At 52.2% G+C, this 20802-nt stretch carries 18 protein-coding genes; 5 read left to right on the forward strand and 13 right to left on the reverse strand.

Translation table 11 applies throughout. The features are described from left to right. Positions 1 to 11: 11 nt before the first annotated feature. From AC3ITF_RS04070 to AC3ITF_RS04100, 7 genes are all read right to left on the reverse strand, one after another. Positions 12 to 713 (reverse strand): DUF1120 domain-containing protein, encoded by a 702-nt coding sequence (locus AC3ITF_RS04070; protein ID WP_489176152.1) that lies wholly within the window; start codon positions 711 to 713, stop codon positions 12 to 14. A gap of 11 nt (positions 714 to 724) precedes the next feature. After that, positions 725 to 1399 carry a DUF1120 domain-containing protein gene (locus AC3ITF_RS04075; protein ID WP_249414682.1) on the reverse strand — a complete coding sequence of 225 codons (675 nt, stop codon included), beginning with the start codon at positions 1397 to 1399 and terminating at the stop codon, positions 725 to 727. An 84-nt stretch (positions 1400 to 1483) separates the two neighbouring features. Beyond that, the gene (locus tag AC3ITF_RS04080) at positions 1484 to 2053 is read right to left on the reverse strand and encodes a DUF1120 domain-containing protein (RefSeq protein ID WP_489176153.1); all 570 of its coding nucleotides are present in this window, start codon (positions 2051 to 2053) and stop codon (positions 1484 to 1486) included. 8 nt (positions 2054 to 2061) lie between these two features. Beyond that, on the reverse strand, positions 2062 to 3075 hold the full coding sequence (locus AC3ITF_RS04085) for a fimbria/pilus outer membrane usher protein (RefSeq protein WP_489176154.1): 1014 nt from the start codon (positions 3073 to 3075) through the stop codon (positions 2062 to 2064). Then, entirely contained in the window at positions 3068 to 4540 is a 1473-nt protein-coding gene (locus tag AC3ITF_RS04090) for a fimbria/pilus outer membrane usher protein (protein ID WP_489176155.1), read from the reverse strand. The genes AC3ITF_RS04085 and AC3ITF_RS04090 overlap by 8 nt, the downstream gene beginning before the upstream one ends. 65 nt (positions 4541 to 4605) lie before the next feature. After that, positions 4606 to 5304: a fimbria/pilus chaperone family protein gene (locus AC3ITF_RS04095; protein WP_489176156.1), complete on the reverse strand. Its 699-nt coding sequence runs from the start codon at positions 5302 to 5304 to the stop codon at positions 4606 to 4608. Positions 5305 to 5669: 365 nt separating this feature from the next. Next, positions 5670 to 6593: a LysR family transcriptional regulator gene (locus AC3ITF_RS04100; RefSeq protein WP_489176157.1), complete on the reverse strand. Its 924-nt coding sequence runs from the start codon at positions 6591 to 6593 to the stop codon at positions 5670 to 5672. A gap of 117 nt (positions 6594 to 6710) precedes the next feature. Between AC3ITF_RS04100 and lysA the strand changes: the two genes are divergently transcribed. Next, the gene (gene lysA / locus AC3ITF_RS04105; protein WP_182295399.1) at positions 6711 to 7967 is read left to right on the forward strand and encodes a diaminopimelate decarboxylase; all 1257 of its coding nucleotides are present in this window, start codon (positions 6711 to 6713) and stop codon (positions 7965 to 7967) included. A gap of 140 nt (positions 7968 to 8107) precedes the next feature. Here lysA and AC3ITF_RS04110 read toward each other — a convergent pair whose 3' ends face one another. Together AC3ITF_RS04110 and galR are read right to left on the reverse strand one after the other, a co-directional pair. Then, complete coding sequence (locus tag AC3ITF_RS04110) at positions 8108 to 9118, reverse strand: LacI family DNA-binding transcriptional regulator (RefSeq protein ID WP_181630286.1); 1011 nt, start codon at positions 9116 to 9118, stop codon at positions 8108 to 8110. Between the two features lie 13 nt (positions 9119 to 9131). After that, complete coding sequence (gene galR, locus AC3ITF_RS04115; protein WP_117343818.1) at positions 9132 to 10160, reverse strand: HTH-type transcriptional regulator GalR; 1029 nt, start codon at positions 10158 to 10160, stop codon at positions 9132 to 9134. A gap of 602 nt (positions 10161 to 10762) precedes the next feature. On the opposite strand from galR, the gene aas reads away from it, so the two are divergent. Both aas and lplT read left to right on the forward strand, forming a co-directional pair. Next, positions 10763 to 12922, forward strand: coding sequence for a bifunctional acyl-ACP--phospholipid O-acyltransferase/long-chain-fatty-acid--ACP ligase (gene aas, locus AC3ITF_RS04120; protein WP_115257566.1), 2160 nt, complete (start codon positions 10763 to 10765; stop codon positions 12920 to 12922). Continuing rightward, complete coding sequence (gene lplT / locus AC3ITF_RS04125; RefSeq protein WP_096755844.1) at positions 12915 to 14108, forward strand: lysophospholipid transporter LplT; 1194 nt, start codon at positions 12915 to 12917, stop codon at positions 14106 to 14108. The genes aas and lplT overlap by 8 nt, the downstream gene beginning before the upstream one ends. 102 nt (positions 14109 to 14210) lie before the next feature. Here lplT and AC3ITF_RS04130 read toward each other — a convergent pair whose 3' ends face one another. From AC3ITF_RS04130 to mutH, 4 genes are all read right to left on the reverse strand, one after another. Further along, positions 14211 to 15251 (reverse strand): NADP(H)-dependent aldo-keto reductase, encoded by a 1041-nt coding sequence (locus AC3ITF_RS04130; protein ID WP_096755845.1) that lies wholly within the window; start codon positions 15249 to 15251, stop codon positions 14211 to 14213. A gap of 107 nt (positions 15252 to 15358) precedes the next feature. Then, positions 15359 to 15577 (reverse strand): lipoprotein YgdR, encoded by a 219-nt coding sequence (ygdR, locus tag AC3ITF_RS04135; protein WP_000758660.1) that lies wholly within the window; start codon positions 15575 to 15577, stop codon positions 15359 to 15361. A gap of 144 nt (positions 15578 to 15721) precedes the next feature. Further along, the gene (locus tag AC3ITF_RS04140; RefSeq protein WP_096755846.1) at positions 15722 to 16435 is read right to left on the reverse strand and encodes a TerC family protein; all 714 of its coding nucleotides are present in this window, start codon (positions 16433 to 16435) and stop codon (positions 15722 to 15724) included. Between the two features lie 78 nt (positions 16436 to 16513). After that, positions 16514 to 17206: a DNA mismatch repair endonuclease MutH gene (gene mutH, locus AC3ITF_RS04145; RefSeq protein WP_135911462.1), complete on the reverse strand. Its 693-nt coding sequence runs from the start codon at positions 17204 to 17206 to the stop codon at positions 16514 to 16516. A 684-nt stretch (positions 17207 to 17890) separates the two neighbouring features. On the opposite strand from mutH, the gene rppH reads away from it, so the two are divergent. Together rppH and ptsP are read left to right on the forward strand one after the other, a co-directional pair. Further along, positions 17891 to 18421, forward strand: coding sequence for an RNA pyrophosphohydrolase (gene rppH / locus AC3ITF_RS04150; RefSeq protein WP_003825602.1), 531 nt, complete (start codon positions 17891 to 17893; stop codon positions 18419 to 18421). Positions 18422 to 18433: 12 nt separating this feature from the next. Continuing rightward, on the forward strand, positions 18434 to 20680 hold the full coding sequence (gene ptsP, locus AC3ITF_RS04155; protein ID WP_115257570.1) for a phosphoenolpyruvate--protein phosphotransferase: 2247 nt from the start codon (positions 18434 to 18436) through the stop codon (positions 20678 to 20680). The last annotated feature ends 122 nt before the right edge of the window (positions 20681 to 20802 follow it).

A 20802-nucleotide genomic window follows, 5' to 3' on the forward strand; every position in this document is an offset into this window, starting at 1 on the left:
TAGTGGCAGGATTATAGATAATCGATATTGAAGGTCATATTGCCGTCGACATTTTCTTGATCGGTAATTGAACCTAATCCACTAGAAATAAAGGCCGCGATGCGATACCGAAATTCGGCTGCCTGGCTTGCCATTGGTTCCAGGGTTCCGGGTTCTGCCATTGCCTGATACATTCGGTTGTTAGTAAAACCTAATGCATTATTTATCGGTGTTAAGGTCACTCCCTGGGTGGATGATACCCATGGAGAACCGTCTTCAGGGAGTCGTGTAATAGAGTCCTTCTTCGTTCCACTCTCATAATAATATTCCACGAAAAGCTCATATCCACCAATATTGGTGGTTCCATCGCTGGCTTTACCTAGGCCGAACACTCGGCCTTCGTGGTTTTCACTTGTCTCTGATGCTGGAATAGCAGAGTCGGCGCGGTTATCCGTCAAGGAAATTTCATACTTGAGCGGGCTTGTGCAGTTTACCAGTAAAGAGAATCTTTTAGCTGAAGAGTATGTTATTGCGGTGTAACTACCTGTTGCAGGCAGTTTGTCGGTACTGATGGTTCCCAGGTCAATATTTGGTGTGTCTAATGTTGCTGTACAGGTCCCGGTAGAAACCTGACCTTTTACCAGCAGGGTAGTGGATGGATTTGCCGCCATCGTCAACCCGGAAAATGCCATTGTGGCCGCCAGCAGCGAGTATTTAAACATTCCTGTTTTCATTGTTTCTTCCCTTACATGTAATCGATGTTGATGGTGGTGTTACCGTCAAACTCGGCGGTGCTGGTGATGGCCTTCATATCGCTGCTGACAGACGGTGTCACCTGCAGGGTGAAGGTGTAGTTCTTCTTGGCAACCGGAGCAGTATTACCCGCATCGGTATAGGTGATGTACTGCGGGGTGGTACCGTTATTGATAAAGGTATCGGAAGAAAGCGCGCTCCAGGTATCGGTCATGGCTTTGCCAGTGCTGGAAAGCAGACTACCTGCAGTAGACTCCGCGGTCACCTGGCTGATTTTGATGCCGTAAGAGCCGATATTTTTACTATCCGCAGTGCCGAGGCCGAAAGCGGTGTTGGCATCGGTGCCTTCATCGGAGTGGGTAGCGACAGAATCTTTGCGGTTATCGACAAAGCTTATCGCCACGGCCTGCTCGGTATCCTGGCAATCAACGACGGTATCAATGGTCTTTGGGGTCATGGTATAGGTGCCGCTGGATGGCAGGGCATCAACGTGAACCGGGCCGAAATCCAGCGTGCCGCCACCGGTCAGGGCAATCGAGCAGGCTGATGGGGTGACGATACCGCTAATGGTCATGGTGGCGCTGGTACCAGCTGCGTGTGCGGTAAATGCCGTTGCCAGCAAAGAGCCAAAAACTCCTGCGGCAAGTGACAGTTTTTTGAATTGCATAATAAACTCCATTTTAAGTGATCACGCTTGTTGATTAACGGTCCGTATTATTCACCGTGGTAACATTTCGAATTCCTGAAATTGTTATTCCGGCTGTTCAATACGAACCGTTAAATTTCCTTCCAGTGTTGTATCGTTCGCTAAATCGCTGTAAGTGCTTTTTGCCACCCACGGTTCGATATTGAGCGTTGCCGTAAAATTTTGCGTCGATACGGTATTACCGCTGGCATCGACAGGTTTTACTTTATCCCCCATATAAATTCGCAGTGAGGATACGGATTCGGTGCTGATATCTTTTCCTGAAACCCTTTTTACAAATAATGTCCCTTCGTCAGAGGCGATATTACTTATCGTTAATACGACTTTTCCGGTATCGGAGAACGTTAGATCGCCGTTGCTGGTCATATTCCCCAAAAATGAAACATCGAAGGTTTCTTTCTGCGGGCAGATAACTGACAACTGTGCCTGTCGTTTATTTAACGCCGCAGCTTGCCCTTTATCTGTTGCAGTGAAATTCAATTCATCTTTATGAATTCTTCCGTAATTTTGGCTGGCTGGCGAAATTTGTACGTTACAGTCGCTATAGTCCGCCAGTGCATAACCGCTGGCGCTTAATCCGAATACCAGCAGTGCGGCAGGTAGTTTATTCATCATTAACTCCATTATTGCGGTTGGCACGTTGCATCAGCTTTCTGGTAAAAACTCTGTTCACTGTCCTGGTCATCCAGCGTGAACTGTACGCGGCATTGATGGCCCTGCTTATCGACACTGGCGTAAATATCCGGTGTGGCATCGACATCGCTGATAAAGACCAGACCGTCCTCTACTGCGGTGGTGACATACTGATTTTTAGCATCAACCAGCGTTTCGCCTTTCGGGATCGGTTTACCGTCTGGCAGGTGCAGAGTCAGCATGGCGCGTCGTACTTTAATCACCCCAAAATTGACCAGGGTAACTGAACCGTGTCCCGGCGTCAGTTTCTTAATCCCGTTATTGATGTCGATGTTTTTCGGCAGCGTTTCGGTGTTAATTTGCAGGGTATTCAGTTTGTAAACCGTGGCTGAGGCAGATACCGCTTGCCCCCAGAAATCAGTCCATACCGGCCCCTGCGGTGTTGAAACCTCCACACCGGAGACGTCGTCATTCAGCGAAATAACGCTGAAGGTGTCTTCTACCGCGTAAGGTGAGAAGGTCACGCCGTGACGATGCGCGACAATGCCGCCGGAAATATTGGCGGAGTAATTTTTAAAGTCGTCGCCGGTTTTTGAGGCGTTCAGGTTCAGCGACGTGTAGTGCATGTTCGAACTGAGACCTGCCGCAACGTATTTATCGTTGTCGTCGTCGCCTTTTTCCGCTGTGACGCTGTAGTTTGAATTCTGACTCAGCGGGCCGTTGGCCTGCAGCCCGAAGCGGGTTTTCTCACCATCATCACGCATATAACTCTGCAGGTTGTGGCGACCAAACGGAATGTTAATGCTGACGTAAAAGGTGTCGTCATCACGGTAATTCTCGTTATCGTCAGTGTCGGGCGTGCTTAAGGCATGCTGCCAGCTGGCGTTTACCGTGGCATATCTGAAGGTTTTCCCCCACGTCAGCATAGACTGACGGGAATCACCGTCGTTATCAAACCCCTGAGACTGTGACAGGGAAAATGACAACGAGCCGACATTAAGCATTCGACCAGCTTAATGACGCGCTATAGCTATTTTTTATGCCCGTGACGTCATCTTCATCCTGGAGGGTATCGAGCAACGTGCGGAACCCGGCGGTATTGTGGGTGCCTGACAGGTTGACGGAGAGATCCCAGGGCAGACGGTAGTTCATTCCCAGTTGAAACTGGCTCCCGGAATGGTCGTTGCGCTGATCCCACGCGCCAAGCGTCGTGCCATAGAATGACAGCGATTTTGACGGCACAATGTTAGTACTGGCGGCGAGAGACTGATATTTTTCCGCCGTCATAACCCCAGCGCTAAGATTGATTTCCTGTGCAACCTGCCAGCCGTTGGACGCCGTTAATATCCACGGTTTGTCATACTTTGTATCGATGTCACGCAGCGTACCGCCAGCGAATGCCCATCCCTGCGGTGCACGCAGACGTGCACCGGCTAAATTTGCAGCAGGCACGGTGAACTGGCTGGATGAACCGTTGGTCTCCTTAACCTCAACCAATAAATCTGTATTGTTGTTGGCGATAGGGACATCGTTAAGTGAAAAGGGGCCGGCCGGAACCAGCGTGGACATCACCAATACGCCGTTCTGACGAATTTCTACGCGGGCCTGATCGCTGCGGGCAATGCCGGAAACAGTGATACCGCTGCCAGACTCGCCGTTTAACGCGGTTTCTGGCGTAAGCTGTACACCGTTAATCCCGGATAAGCTAAACGGCGTGCTCTGGATGTTAATCGCCCCTGCCTGCAGCGTTTTTTCAATCCCGGTAAAGGTCCGCTGGACGTAGCCATACAGTACGCTGCTGTCTCCTTCACCATTGGAGTCAGTAACAATCACCTGGCTACGGGCCAGCCAGTCAGCAACGTTGAAACCGGCCTCAAACGTTCCCTGGTTGTAGTCTGAGTTTCCACCGCTGTAATGGCTTTGGCTGGTGAACACGTTGTAGTTCAGCAGTGCAGCAGTACCACCCGTTTGATAGTTTTTCGGTTTATTACGGTTATCCAGCGCTTCACCGGGCACGACGAGAGCGACTTTTTCCTGACCTGGATCCAGCTTAATGACCGAACCCGGCCACGCCGCAGCATAGTCATAGCAGACACGAGTGTCGGATTTATCGTCATTATCAGCCACTTTATCTGGCGCTTTTAATCCGACGAACTCATTAAACTCTTTGTCAAAGCACGGCTCACCTGATTCATTGAAGTACAGCGAGATATCCCCTATTTCATCGCCATTCAGCGTCAGACTGACTTTTTGCATACCAGGCGCAAAACGTGCTCCATGGGCGAAATACTCCGCGACTTCAGGGGAAATACCACGATTTTTCAACGTGGTAATATCGAAGCTGGCGAGATCCATATTTGATGAACTGGCTCTGTCTGATAATGATGCAGGGAGTTCCCCAGCCAGTGCGCAGGAAGAGAAGACAACAAGCGGGCACATGTATGCGCCCGAATAAAATCTGTTTTTCATAAAGCACAATTCCATTTGAGCAGAGCAGAAACGGTAAAGCATGCTCTGAAATAACAGAGGATTAATTATTGCGTAATAGTGGCAACGTAATCCTGTACCATAATACCGAACCGGGAGGCTGGAGATATTTTGACCTGACTGTCAGTAACACCTTTATCCATTTTTATCGTTTCGGTTTCACCAGGCAGTAACCAAGTGTTGCGTAACATTCCTTTACTGCTGGAAGGAACGGTAGATATTTGTTGCGACAGACGAACGACATAAGGGCTAGGGTTATTAACACTGAGTGTATTCCCTGCCTTTTTCCAGACTAATTTATCCCATGGGGTGGTGTAGTCAGGTACGTTCTTTGGGCGGATAATTACCGGGATAGTCTGGCGAATAGTGGCTGTAATTAACTTAGCACCCGCTGGTTTTGACTGCTGAATACCCTCAAACGAAACGCGTTTATATTGTTCAACGGTAAAAGGTGTCTGGGTATCCATCACAAAGCGTACGCGCTGAGTTTCTCCCGCTTCAACACGAACAATGGGTTGCGTTGCAATAAGTTTTGTGTTTTTATTCTGAAGCCCGGCAATATCAGTTATCGTGGTATAAAGCAGTGCGGCTTTATCGTCAGTATTCTTTACGTTCATACTGGCGCCATTATCTTCGGCATTAATCAATAATACGGAAAATTCCGGAGTCATTCCGGTTGCATGTGCTGTTGGAGAGTTGACTACGCTCAAAGCAATCAATAAAGGAAGGGCAAGTGTGTATTTCATATTCAGGGTTTCCATCATCCGTAATGGGTCTTCGAGAATAATATTTTCGATTTATGATTAAATAAATTTATTTTTTGTTAATATTGCATTAAGTTTATCTTTATTTATTGGCTGCATGAATATATTTTGGTTAAGGTATGTGATTTTATAATGTGAAAGTGTTCTGTGATCCTTCTAATGGGTTAAATGTAATGTGCTAATTTTTAAAGTTTATTCGTGGCCGTTTGTGGTTGTGTTTTGATGAAAATAATCATGAATTACAGGCACAGCTAATGCCCTTTAATATCGGTATGTTGACCATAGATGAATGTTATCAATAACAATTACCACTTCAACTATTTGTGCTACATGTTTTTTTTGGGATTTTATGAATGTAGCCAGCATTTATAAGATTCAATGATATTAGGTGTTTGATGTATTAAATGACTGCTAAAAGCATCAACCAGCGCTGATGAAGGGCGATGTAAAGGATGCACTAGACTTACGGTAAACGGCACCGAAACGCTAAATCGGCGGATAACGATCCCACTGCTGGCATAGTCCATCGCCGTCAGCGGATTCACAACAGAGATCCCCACGCCTGCGCGTACCATCGCGCAAATAGAGGCGGCGCTATGGGTTTCAATCACCATCCGGCGTTTGACCTGATGCTCGTTAAACAGGGTATCCAGCAGTTGGCGGTAGCTGTCGGTGCGGGACAGACTAATATAGTTTTCGCCCTGAAAATCTTGCGGTGTTAAGACCGTTTTTTCAGCCAGCGGATGCCCTTGCGGCAATACGCAAACTTCATCAAGCGAGAGTAACTCCGTGCGTTGGGTTCCGGCGGGAGTATGCAGCGTCTCCGTTATGCCTAAATCGTGACGCTGTGCCGACAGCCACTCCTCCAGCAGTGGAGACTCCTGCGGCACAATCTGAATATTCACCTGCGGATAGCGCGCCAGAAACGGTTGCAGCAGCGAGGGCAAAAAGGATTGTGAAAAGACCGGCAGACAGACAATCGATAACTCCCCCTGGCGGAACTCGCGCAGGCTTTCAGCGGCGCTCACAATCCGATCCAGTCCGTACCAGGAACGCTGTACTTCTTCGAATAATCGAAGTCCTTGCACCGTTGGGTGTAGCCGTCCACGGCTGCGCTCAAACAGCTTCAATCCCAGTACCTGCTCGAATCGCGCCAGCTCGCGGCTGACGGTCGGCTGCGAGGTATTCAGCATCCGTGCGGCTTCCGTCAGGTTGCCTGCCGTCATGATGGCGTGAAAGATTTCGATATGGCGCAGGTTAACGGCAGGCATGAGCATTCCTCGAATCAACTAGTCCATATCATTTTTGCATAGACTCACGATAAAACGATATTTTTTATTGTCTTCAGGCTGTGGCGTAATCATAAAAAACAGATACCGGAGTTCGCTATGCCACGTCCACTCAACAATACCGATACTGACCTGACCGCTGATAACCTGCTGCGCCTGCCCGCCGAATTTGGCTGTCCGGTGTGGGTTTATGATGCGCAAATCATCCGCGCGCAGATTGCTAAACTCGGCCAGTTTGACGTGGTGCGATTTGCCCAGAAGGCGTGCTCAAATATTCATATCCTGCGCCTGATGCGCGAGCAGGGCGTGAAGGTGGATTCCGTCTCATTAGGTGAGATTGAACGTGCGCTGGCGGCGGGGTTCGTGCCGGGTAACGATGAGATTGTCTTTACCGCAGATATGATTGATGGTGCGACGCTGGCGCGGGTGCACGAGCTGCAGATCCCGGTGAATGCCGGTTCGGTGGATATGCTTGAGCAACTGGGCCAGCTGTCGCCGGGCCACCGCGTGTGGCTGCGTGTTAACCCTGGTTTTGGTCATGGGCACAGCCAGAAAACCAATACCGGCGGTGAAAATAGCAAGCACGGGATTTGGTATAGCGATCTTCCGGCGGCACTGGAAGTGATCCAGCGCTATCAGTTGAAGCTGGTCGGCATTCATATGCATATTGGTTCTGGCGTGGATTACGGTCATCTGGAGCAAGTGTGCGGTGCAATGGTGCGTCAAGTGGTGGAGTTTGGTCAGGATCTTGACGCGATCTCGGCGGGTGGTGGCTTATCGATCCCGTATCGTGAAGGGGAAGAGGCGATCAATACCGATCACTACTTTGGCCTGTGGAACGCCGCGCGTGAGCAAATTGCTAAATATCTGGGGCATCCGGTGAAACTTGAGATCGAGCCTGGGCGTTTTCTGGTGGCCGAAGCGGGTGTGCTGGTGGCGCAAGTACGCAGCGTTAAAGAGATGGGTAGCCGTCACTTTGTATTGATCGACGCCGGTTTTAACGATCTGATGCGCCCGGCGATGTACGGTAGTTATCACCACATCTCAGCGCTGGCGGGTGATGGTCGTTCGTTAGAGCAGGCCGCGCAGATTGACACAGTGGTTGCCGGGCCGCTATGTGAATCCGGTGATGTATTTACCCAGCAGGAGGGCGGCAAAGTCGAAACGCGTCTGCTGCCAGCGGTTGTACCGGGCGATTATCTGGTGCTACACGATACCGGGGCGTACGGCGCGTCGATGTCGTCGAATTACAACAGCCGACCGCTGCTACCGGAAGTGCTGTTTGATAACGGCGTGGCGCGACTGATTCGTCGTCGACAGACGATTGAAGAGCTGTTGGCGCTGGAGCTTATTTGATAGATGGGATTCCCGGCGGCGCTGCGCTTGGCCGGGTGTAGGCCGGATAAGGCGGTAGCCGCCATCCGGCAATGTGCGCGGTGATGCCTGATGGCGCTACGCTTATCAGGCCTACAAATATGCACGAATGTATCCCGGCACTATTCGTAAAACGGCCTGGTTGTGACCGAATCACGCAATATCAACGTGCCGGTAAACGGCGGGATAGGTTCAACGTTCTCACCGTTCGCCAGGCGGACGGCCTGGTCGATGGCCGTGGTGATCATGCTATCAATCGGCAGATAGACGGTCGACAGCCCCGGCTCCAGCCATTTGGCGCTGGGGGCATCATCAAAACCAAACAGCGATACATCCTGCGGGATCTTCAGCCCGGCCTGATGTAATGCTTTTGAGGCACCTAATGCCATATCATCGTTACAGGCAAAGAGGGCGCTGAAAATCACCCCTTCCTCCAGCAATTCACGGCAGGCCTCGAAGCCTTTCATCATCGTAGAATCACCGTATTTAACTTTCGCGGGATCCCAGGGAATACCGTGCTTTTCCAGCGCCTTACGATAACCCATCAGGCGTGACTTACCGGTCGGGGTATGGTGCGGGACGGTGATACAGGCGATATCGCTATGGCCTTGTGAAATCAGGTAACTTACCGCTTGATACGCCGCATTTTCTTGTTCAAAGAAAATTGCCCGGTCGCGGGCCTGGCTGACATCGCGGTTAATGACCAGCAGCGGCATATCAATGCTATGCATCAGCGACATAATCGCTTTTTCGCTCATATAGCGGGTATAAAGAATAATGGCGTCGCACTGGCGGTCGGCCAGCATTTGTACCGCTTCCTGTTCGCGCTCCGGCGTATCGTGGCCGTCGGTCACGATCAGCTGTTTGCCGTGGGATTCGGTTTGGCGCGAAGCCTGTTGCAGCAGACGGCCAAAGTAGAAGCCATCGAATGTGGAAACCACCAGGCCAATGCTGTTACTGGTGCGATTCGCCAGCGAACGCGCCAAAAAATTAGGGCGGTAGTCTAAGGCCTGCATGGCATTAAAGACTTTCTGGCGCGTGCTTTCTTTGACTTGGCCCGTTCCGTTCAGCACACGCGAAACGGTCGCTTTTGATACGCCAGCATGACGAGAAACATCCAACATCGTTGTCATGACGCTATCCTGATTAATCCTTTGACGAAGAATTCCCTGATTCTGTCAGCGTCGAAACGGAATGTCGACGGACCAGCGTAGGGTTGAATACATGCGTTATTTCCGGTGCCGGAAGGTTGTCGGCCAACGCCAGCGCCAGTTCGGCGGCCTGGGTTGCCATCGTTACTATTGGGTAGCGTACCGTCGTCAGCCGTGGACGCACGTAGCGGGAAACCAGCACATCATCAAAACCGATCAGTGATATTTCGCCCGGTACATCGATGCCATTATCATTTAATACACCCATAGCACCTGCCGCCATTGAGTCGTTATAGCAGGCGACAGCGGTGAAGTTCTTGCCACGTCCCAGCAGTTCCGTCATCGCCTGTTCGCCGCCGCTTTCGTCCGGTTCACCGAAGGTCACCAGCCGATCGTTGATCGGGATGTTGCTTTCTGCCAGCGCATCGTAATAGCCCTGCAGACGATCTTCTGCATCAGAAATACTGTGGTTAGAGCACAGGTAGCCGATGCGTGTATGGCCCTGCTGGATGAGGTGGCGGGTTGCCAGCCATGCGCCGTAACGGTCATCAAGCGCAACGCAGCGCTGTTCGAAGCCAGGCAGGATGCGATTGATAAGCACCATGCCGGGGATTTGTTTCATTAATGACGCCAGCTCCGCGTCCGGGATAATTTTTGCGTGAACCACCAGAGCCGCGCAGCGGTGGCGAATAAGTTGCTCAATCGCCTGACGTTCTTTCTGCTCGTTATGGTAGCCGTTACCAATCAGTAAAAAATTACCCGTGTTATAGGCCACCTGCTCGACAGCTTTAACCATTGCCCCGAAGAATGGATCGGACACATCACCCACCACCAGACCGACGGTCTCGGTGGATTGCTGTGCCAGCGCACGCGCATTGGCATTAGGGTGGTAGTTGAGTGATTCCATTGCACTCATCACAGCCAAGCGGGAGGCTTCGCTGGCTTTAGGGGAATGATTGATCACGCGAGAAACGGTGGCGACTGATACACCAGCGAGTTGGGCTACGTCCTTTATAGTCGCCATGATAGTACCTGTTGTGGGTAAACGCTTACATTCCGTCAGTGTTACGGAAAATGGCTGGTTGTTCAAGCAGATTGCCCATCAGGACTGCGCAAATGTGAGCGCACACGAGCGAAGTAAGACAGAAAGAGAGAATGAAAATCTTTGCTTACACTTTGCGATGACCTGTTGCGATTGTTCGCTGGCGAGGAGAAAGACAGGATTGCTAGAGTTGGGATCCCAGAGGTATTGATAGGTGAAATCAGCTTTCGGGTTGATCACAAGATTTACACCAACCTGCGCAGATGCGCAGGTTTTTTTTTGCCTTTACGCGCATCTGTAACAGTAAGCGATAATTTACACAACTGGTTGCACTTGGGTTCATTCCTTTGCGTTTTCGGACTGGCGTATCGGCCCGGTGGCGACCACAATCAAGATCCCAGAGGTATTGATTGGTGAGATTATTCGGTACGCATTTCGTACCTGTCTCTTGCACCAACCTGCGCGGATGCGCAGGTTTTTTTTCGCCTCTTTTTTCGGACTCTATTTACCTGTCGCGCCTCCCCCACAACTCGTATAATCTGCCACCATTCATCTTTAGATAATTGATGGTACAGGGAGTTGAAATGCTATTAGGGTTTTTTCGCAATGTGTTTCGCGTGCTTTTCCGCGTTCGCCTTACGGGCGATGTCAGTGCACTACGGGGAGAGCGCGTCTTAATCACTCCCAATCATGTCTCTTTTATCGACGGTATGCTGCTGGCGCTGTTTTTGCCGATTCGCCCGGTCTTTGCGGTTTATACCTCGATCAGCCAGCAATGGTACATGCGCTGGCTCACCCCGCTGATTGATTTCGTGCCGCTAGACCCCACTAAACCGATGTCAATTAAGCATCTGGTTCGCCTGGTTGAGCAGGGACGTCCGGTGGTTATTTTCCCGGAAGGCCGTATTTCGACCACCGGCTCATTGATGAAAATCTATGACGGTGCCGGATTTGTCGCGGCGAAATCGGGCGCGACGGTGGTGCCAGTGCGCATTGAGGGCGCTGAGCTGAGCTACTTTAGCCGCCTGAAAGGTTTAGTTAAACGACGTTTCTTCCCGCGCATTCAGCTACATATCCTGCCGCCTACGCAGTTACCGATGCCAGAAGCGCCGCGCGCCCGCGATCGCCGCAAGATGGCCGGTGAAATGCTGCACCAGATTATGATGGAAGCGCGCATGGCCGTACGACCGCGTGAAACGTTGTATGAGTCTCTGCTGGCGGCGAAGTACCGCTTTGGCGCAGGAAAAAACTGCATTGAAGACGTTAACTTTACCCCGGACAGCTATCGCAAACTGCTGACCAAAACGCTGTTTGTTGCCCGTATTCTGGAAAAATACAGCGTAGAAGGTGAGAAGATTGGTCTGATGCTCCCCAATGCGGGGATTAGCGCGGCTGTGATTTTTGGCGCTATTGCCCGTCGACGTATTCCGGCCATGATGAACTACACGGCGGGCGTAAAAGGGCTGACCAGCGCTATTACCGCCTCCGAAATCAAAACGATTTTTACCTCCCGCCAGTTTCTCGACAAAGGCAAACTCTGGCATCTGCCGGAACAGCTTACCCAGGTGCGCTGGGTGTACCTGGAAGATTTAAAAGCCGATGTTACCTTTAACGATAAAGTGTGGATTTTCTCTCATCTGCTGATGCCGCACCTGGCTCAGGTGAAGCAGCAGCCTGAAGAAGCTGCGGTGATCCTCTTTACCTCCGGCTCTGAGGGCCATCCGAAAGGTGTGGTGCACAGCCACAAAAGCATTCTGGCGAACGTCGAGCAAATTAAAACCATTGCCGACTTCACCGCCGACGATCGCTTTATGTCGGCGCTGCCGTTGTTCCACTCTTTTGGCCTGACGGTGGGGCTGTTTACGCCGCTCCTGACCGGTGCCGAAGTCTTTCTCTATCCCAGCCCGCTGCATTATCGCATTGTGCCGGAGCTGGTGTATGACCGAAACTGCACCGTGTTGTTTGGCACCTCGACGTTCCTCGGCAACTACGCGCGCTTTGCCCATCCTTATGATTTCCACCGCCTGCGCTACGTGGTAGCGGGAGCTGAAAAGCTGCAGGACACCACAAAGCAACTGTGGCAGGAGAAGTTTGGGTTGCGTGTGCTTGAAGGTTATGGCGTGACGGAATGTGCGCCGGTGGTGTCGATTAACGTGCCGATGGCGGCAAAATCAGGCACGGTAGGGCGTATTCTGCCCGGTATGGATGCCCGACTGCTGGCGGTTCCAGGCATTGAAGACGGCGGACGTTTGCAGTTGAAAGGTCCGAACATTATGAGCGGCTATTTGCGCGTTGAAAACCCGGGTGTACTGGAAGTGCCGACGGCAGAAAATGCACAGGGCGAGGTTGAGCGCGGCTGGTATGACACCGGTGACATTGTGCGTTTTGACGAGAACGGCTTCGTGCAGATTCAGGGGCGCGCCAAGCGCTTTGCGAAAATTGCTGGTGAGATGGTATCGCTGGAAATGGTGGAGCAGCTGGCGCTGGCGGTCTCTGCTGACAAAATGCACGCCACGGCTATCAAGAGTGATGCCAGCAAAGGTGAGGCGCTGGTGTTGTTCACCACTGACAGCGAGCTGACGCGTGAAAAACTGCTGCAGCATGCGCGGGCCCACGGCATCCCTGAGCTCGCCGTGCCGCGTGATATTCGCCATCTGAAGCAACTCCCTCTCCTCGGCAGCGGTAAGCCGGACTTTGTAACGCTGAAAAGCTGGGTTGATGAACCGGAACAACAACATGCGTGAGTCAGTACACACTAACACTTCAATCTGGTCCAAAGGGATGATGTCCGTTATCGCCGCGCAGTTTCTGTCGGCGTTTGGCGATAACGCACTGCTGTTTGCCACCCTGGCGTTGCTGAAAGAGCAATTCTATCCGGACTGGAGCCAGCCGATCCTGCAAATGGTGTTTGTGGGTGCTTACATTCTTTTCGCCCCTTTTGTCGGGCAGGTGGCGGACAGCTTTGCCAAAGGCAGAGTGATGATGTTCGCCAACGGTCTCAAACTGCTGGGGGCGGCAAGTATTTGCTTCGGTGTTAACCCTTTTCTGGGGTACACGCTAGTGGGCGTTGGCGCGGCGGCGTATTCACCGGCCAAGTATGGCATTCTCGGGGAACTGACCACCGGCGATAAACTGGTGAAAGCTAACGGTCTGATGGAAGCCTCAACCATCGCTGCTATTCTGCTGGGCTCGGTGGCTGGCGGTGTGCTTGCCGACTGGCATGTGATAGCCGCGCTCTCGGTTTGCGCACTGGCCTATGCGGGTGCGGTGGTGGCTAACCTGTCAATCCCGAAGCTTGCTGCCGCGCGTCCTGGTCAGTCGTGGCATCTGGGGAAAATGACGCGCAGCTTCTTCTGCGCGGCGTCTTCGCTGTGGCGCAACGGTGAAACGCGTTTCTCGTTGGTGGGAACCAGCCTGTTTTGGGGCGCGGGGGTGACGCTGCGTTTTCTGCTGGTACTGTGGGTGCCGGTAGCGTTGGGGATTACCGATAACGCCACACCGACCTATCTCAACGCGATGGTGGCAATTGGGATTGTTGTTGGCGCGGGTGCTGCGGCGAAGCTGGTCACGCTGGAGACAGTGTCTCGCTGCATGCCCGCGGGGATCCTGATTGGCGTCGGCGTACTGTTCTTATCTCTGCAGCATGCGCTGTTGCCGTCCTATGGGCTGCTAATGCTTATCGGTGTGCTGGGCGGTTTCTTTGTTGTGCCGCTGAATGCGTTGTTGCAGGAACGAGGCAAAAAAAGCGTCGGCGCGGGTAATGCCATCGCGGTGCAAAATCTGGGTGAAAACAGCGCCATGCTGCTGATGCTCGGTATTTACTCGCTGGCGGTGCTGGTGGGCATTCCGGCAGTTGCTATCGGAATTGGCTTTGGCGGGCTGTTCGCGCTGGCGATTACGGCGCTGTGGATCTGGCAACGTCGCCATTAGCCTGTTACGTGCTGTTGCCGGATGGCGGCGTTGCCTTATCCGGCCTACAGTACGGCTTGTTTTTGTAGGCCTGATAAGCGTAGCGCCATCAGGCACTACACGTTACGGTGCAGGATAGGTATAAACCTGATGCACCGCTTCAATCTCTGCCAGTACCTCTTCGCTTAACGTCAGATGCAAACTTTCGACATTGGTTTTTAGCTGCTCCATAGTTGTCGCCCCCAGCAGGGTACTGGCGACAAACGGCTGGCGACGCACAAAGGCCAGTGCCATCTGCGCCGGGTCCAGATTATGGCGTTTGGCGATATCTACGTAGGCGGCGACGGCTTTTTGCGTCTGTTCGCCGCTGTAGCGCGTGAAGCGACTAAACAGCGTATGGCGTGCGCCGGCAGGCTGCGCGCCGTTCAGGTACTTACCGGTTAATGTGCCAAAGCCCAGGCACGAGTAGGCCAGCAGTTCAATGCCTTCGTACTGGCTGACTTCCGCTAATCCCACTTCAAAGCTACGGTTCAGCAGGCTGTAGGGGTTCTGGATAGTGACAATGCGCGGCAGGTCGTGTTTGTCCGCCAGGTGTAAATAGCGCATGACGCCAAATGCGGTTTCGTTGGACACGCCGATATAGCGAATTTTCCCGGCGCGCTGAAATTCAGTTAGCGCTTCCAACGTTTCCAGCAGGGTGACTACCGGAGCGGAGTCTGTCCAGCTGTAGCCCAGCTTGCCAAAGCAGTTGGTTGGGCGCTGTGGCCAGTGAACCTGATACAGGTCCAGATAATCGGTTTGCAGGCGTTTGAGGCTGTCGTTCAGCGCCTGACGAATGTTTTTACGATCCAGCGCCTGATTCGGGCGAATACCGCTGTCATTATTACGCGACGGCCCGCTGACCTTCGAGGCGACGATCAGTTTTTCACGGCTGCCGTGTTTAGCGAGCCAGTTGCCGACGTAGGTTTCCGTGAGGCCCTGGGTTTCCGGGCGTGGCGGGACCGGATACATCTCGGCAACGTCGATTAAATTGATGCCTTGTGCTACGGCATAGTCAAGCTGTGCATGTGCGTCGGCTTCGCTGTTTTGTTCACCAAACGTCATTGTGCCCAGCCCCAGTGTACTGACTTCCAGCGAGCTGTGGGGTATACGGTGATATTGCATAGCCGTTTCCTTTTTATAATCACAACATAAGGATTATAAAAATGGCTGAGGGAAGGGAAAAAGGGAAGCAAAATTGTTAAGGCCAGCAGCGAGGCTGACCTCAACCATCAACGCTCAATGATTTGAGATACGTCGTCGCGGTTAATCTGCATCGCATTGCCTTGCTGGTCGTGATAGCTCACCAGACCGGTATCATCATCAATTTCGGGTTTACCGTCGGTCAGGATCATCCGACCATCTTTGGTCGCCATCACATAATCACTGCTGCATCCAGAAACGGCGAAAGCCAATCCTACCGCGGAAATTAAAACTGCCCATTTTTTCATCTATTTATCCTCACGTGGCCTGCGTCTGACACTAGTTTAGTAATAACGCGAAGTTATGCCGGGCGAAAGCAGTAAAATCTTAATCTGTGAGAAGAAAAGGTGATGTGGGTCGTCGCTCCCCTTGCGGGGGAGCGACTGATGGGGTCAGAGCGGGTTCTTTTTATTGCGCAACAGGTTCAGGGTCTCTACACCGATAGAGAAGAACATGGCGAAATAAATGTACCCTTTCGGCACATGCACATCGAAACTTTCCAGAATCAGCGTGAAGCCGACCAGGATCAGGAAAGAGAGTGCCAGCATTTTTACCGAGGGATGGCGATCCACAAATTCACCAATCGGGCGTGCCGCAAACATCATCACGCCGACGGCAATAACTACCGCCGCCATCATGATAAACAGATGATCGGACAAGCCTACTGCGGTGATGACGGAGTCCAGGCTGAAGATAATGTCTAACAACATGATCTGCACAATCGCCCCGAGGAACGAGGATACGCGTGTTTTCAGCCCTTCTTCTTCACCTTCTATAGACTCATGAATCTCCTTACTGGCTTTCCAGATCAGGAACAATCCACCAAGCAGAAGGATCAGGTCACGCGCTGAGATCGCCTCGCCAAACACCTCAAACAGCGGGTTGGTCAGACGCGTGACCCAGGCGATAGACGCCAGTAGTGCCAGACGCATGATCATCGCTGCCGCCAGCCCGATACGTCGGGCATGACTGCGTTGTGCGGTTGGGAGTTTAGCTACGACCAAAGAAAGGAAAATAATATTGTCGATCCCCAGAACGATCTCCAGCAGCGTCAGCGTACCGAGCGCCAGCCAGGCGTTAGGATCGGTTATCCATGCAAATAACATCGAACAAAGTCCTGCCAAAAAAAAGAAGCGCTAATTATAGGCGCGTAACGCGGCGGGTGAAAGGCCAGGCTGTGCCTATTACGTCTGGAATAAAAAATGACGCTCCAGCAGCGCGCGCGTGAAGTTCTTTTTTAGATAAAAACCGCGTGGCAGGGTCAGAATTGGCTCACCATTCGCGCCAATGGCTTCGGTTAGCGCTTTCGCATTGGCGGCTTTTGGGCGTAGCTGTAACACTTCCCCATGGCGGGCGGTGATGCGTTCGACGTGGCCCAGCACAATCATGTCCATCAATTCTTCCCAGTCCAGGCGTAATTGCCGGTCTTCTTCTTCATTCGGACTCCATAACAGCGGAGATCCTACGCGACGTTGGGCTAACGGGATGCTGCGCTCCCCTTCCACCGGCACCCACAGCACACGTTTAAGCTTATGGCGGACATGGCTGGTTTCCCATGTTACGCCGGTATTGCCGGTTAATGGTGCTACGCAAACGAAGGTGGTTTCCAGCGGTCTGCCAAGACTGTCCACAGGGATCGTTTTCAGCTCTACGCCTAGCGCCGCAAAATCCTGCTCCGGCTTGCTGCCCGCGCTGGCGCCGAGCCAGATCTCCAGCAGTACGCCGATCCAGCCTTTGTCCCGTTTCAAATCGTTGGGGGTTACAATCCCCGCCATTGCCGCCAGCTCCCCTAACGTGTAGCCCGAAAGCCGCCGTGCCTGGGCAAGCAGCAGGGCTTCGGATTCAGGGGGAGAAAGCAGTGGCTGGAGTTCTGACATTGAGTTAACCCTTAGGCGAAAAAATGAGCAATGATTTTATACCGAGTGGACAGAGTTTATCTTTTTCCACAAGCTTTACTCAATTATCTGATTTATATTGATTTTTAAATTTCATAATCAAGAGTTGCGCAACAACCGATGAGGTTTTCCAATTCTGGTCACTGACAATGAACAGGATCTTACACCATGTTATCCACAGAAAGATGGGATAACTGTGAAAAACCCTCACTACTGTTTCAATTTACAGCCTTGACGTGCGACGAAAATCGAATTTTCACACAAATTGTGCCTAACTTATTGGCACAATCTGTGGATAAAACCAACGCTGGTTGATCTTTCATCAGCTCGAGGATCGTATGCGTGATGTACATCACATTTCTGTGTGTTAGGTGACAATGTTTGCTTTTAACTCAATGAATATAGAAGACTAATTTTTATGTGTGACAAAGGTCATATTCAGACTGTTCCGGGTTTTCCCATAGTAATTCCGTACTTCTTCACAACTATATCCACAGAAAAGGTGAATAAAATCGCCTAACTCAGCCTACCTCTGTTTATAACTCAGTCCTTTGCTGTGAGTTATTCAATTGTTATTAGAGTCTCGTGTGCTTAACACAGTGGTTTACCGCCTCTCAGGAGTGTGAAACAATCGTTTATATATAAGGTTTATGTTGAGGTAGTCCGGTGATTGATGACGATGGCTACCGCCCGAATGTAGGAATAGTAATTTGTAACCGCCAGGGGCAGGTCATGTGGGCCCGGCGATTTGGTCAGCACTCCTGGCAATTCCCGCAAGGTGGGATAAACGCGGGAGAGACAGCAGAGCAGGCGATGTACCGGGAACTGTTTGAAGAAGTGGGCCTCAGTCGTAAAGATGTGCGGATCCTGGCTTCTACTCGTAACTGGTTGCGTTACAAGTTACCGAAACGTTTGGTGCGTTGGGACACGAAGCCGGTTTGTATCGGCCAGAAACAAAAATGGTTCCTTCTGCAATTGGTAAGCAGCGATGCTGAGATCAATATGCAAACCAGCAGCACGCCCGAGTTCGATGGCTGGCGTTGGGTGAGTTACTGGTATCCGGTTCGACAGGTAGTGTCATTTAAACGCGATGTCTATCGCAGGGTGATGAAAGAATTCGCAAGTGTTGTGATGGCGCTTCAGGAGAGTACCCCAAAGCCGCAAAGCGCACCTGCGTACAGACGTAAAAGAGGTTAAGCTACGCAAATTATGCTCACCCGCCTGCGCGAAATAGTCGAAAAGGTGGCCAGTGCTCCGCGTCTTAATGAGGCGCTGAATATTCTGGTTACCGACATCTGTCTTGCGATGGATACAGAGGTCTGTTCGGTTTATCTGGCCGATCACGACCGACGTTGTTATTACCTGATGGCGACCCGGGGACTCAAAAAACCACGCGGTCGCACCGTTGCGCTTGCGTTTGATGAAGGTATCGTTGGCCTGGTTGGCAGGCTGGCGGAACCAATTAACCTCGCCGATGCGCAAAAACACCCCAGCTTCAAATACATCCCTTCAGTAAAAGAAGAGCGATTCCGCGCCTTCTTAGGCGTGCCGATCATTCAGCGCCGCCAGCTATTGGGTGTGCTGGTGGTCCAGCAGCGTGAACTGCGCCAGTACGATGAAAGCGAAGAGTCATTCCTGGTGACGCTCGCCACGCAAATGGCCGCCATTCTTTCTCAGTCGCAGCTCACCGCGTTGTTTGGTCAATACCGGCAAACGCGCATTCGTGCGTTGCCTGCCGCACCCGGCGTGGCGATTGCCGAAGGCTGGCAGGATGCCACGCTGCCGCTGATGGAGCAGGTGTATCAGGCGTCAACGCTGGATCCGGTACTAGAACGCGAACGACTGACTGAGGCGCTGGAAGAAGCCGCCAATGAATTCCGCCGCTACAGTAAGCGCTTTACGGCGGGAGCACAAAAAGAGACGGCGGCGATCTTCGATCTTTACTCGCACCTGCTTTCCGATACCCGTCTGCGCCGCGAGCTGTTTGCAGAAGTGGACAACGGTTCGGTGGCGGAGTGGGCGGTTAAAACGATTATCGAGAAGTTCGCTGAACAGTTTGCCGCCCTCAGTGATAACTATCTCAAAGAGCGGGCCGGGGATTTACGTGCGCTCGGCCAGCGTCTGCTGTTCCATCTTGACGATTCGATTCAGGGGCCAAATGCCTGGCCGGAACGTTTCGTGTTGGTGGCAGATGAGCTTTCCGCGACCACGCTGGCAGAGCTTCCGCAGGACCGACTAGTTGGTGTGGTGGTCAGAGACGGCGCTGCCAACTCCCATGCGGCAATTATGGTGCGCGCGCTGGGTATTCCGACTGTGATGGGGGCCGACATCCAGCCGTCGGTACTCCACCGCCGTACGCTGGTGGTGGACGGTTATCGCGGCGAGCTGCTGGTTGATCCTGAACCGGTTTTGATTCAGGAATATCAGCGACTTATCAGTGAAGAGATTGAACTCAGTCGCCTGGCAGAAGATGACGTTAACCAGCCAGCCCAGTTGAAAAGCGGCGAGCGCGTTAAGGTGATGCTCAACGCCGGGCTGAGTCCGGAACACGAGCAAAAACTGGGAAGCCGGATCGACGGCATCGGGCTGTATCGCACCGAAATTCCGTTCATGCTACAAAGCGGGTTTCCGTCAGAAGAAGAACAGGTTGCCCAGTATCAGGGCATGCTGCAAATGTTTAACGACAAGCCGGTGACTCTGCGTACGCTGGACGTCGGGGCTGATAAGCAACTGCCTTACATGCCCATCAGTGAAGAGAATCCGTGCCTTGGCTGGCGCGGGATCCGCATTACGCTCGATCAGCCGGAGATCTTTTTGATCCAGGTCCGCGCAATGCTGCGTGCCAACGCGGCAACCGGCAACCTGAGTATTTTGCTGCCGATGGTCACCAGTATTGATGAAGTTGACGAAGCGCGGCGCTTGATTGAGCGCGCCGGGCGCGAAGTGGAAGAGATGATCGGCTACGCGATCCCGAAACCGCGTATCGGCATCATGCTGGAAGTCCCGTCGATGGTCTTTATGCTGCCGCATCTGGCGAACAGGGTCGATTTTATCTCGGTGGGTACCAACGATCTGACCCAATATATTCTGGCAGTCGATCGTAACAATACGCGGGTCGCCAGCATTTATGACAGCCTGCATCCTGGGATGTTACGTGCGTTGGCGATGATTGCCCAGGAAGCCGAGAGAAGCGGCATCGATTTACGCCTGTGCGGCGAAATGGCGGGTGACCCAATGTGTGTGACCATTTTAATCGGTCTGGGTTTTCGCCACTTATCAATGAACGGTCGTTCTGTGGCACGAGTGAAATATCTGCTGCGCCACATCGATTTTGATGAAGCGCAAACGCTGGCACAGCGCAGCCTGGAAGCGCAACTGGCGACGGAAGTGCGCCATCAGGTGGCGGCATTTATGGAACGCCGCGGTATGGGCGGTTTGATTCGCGGGGGGTTGTAAGTCTGAATTGTCGGCCTGATCATCACTGTTTCATCTGGCATCCCTGTTGGTGTCTGGCTTACTTATACAGATCTTTTACATCTTCCCGGCATGCGTGGTGATCCCCTTGTGCTATCATTCGC

Source organism: Citrobacter sp. KH_055_1 (genome assembly GCF_057838705.1).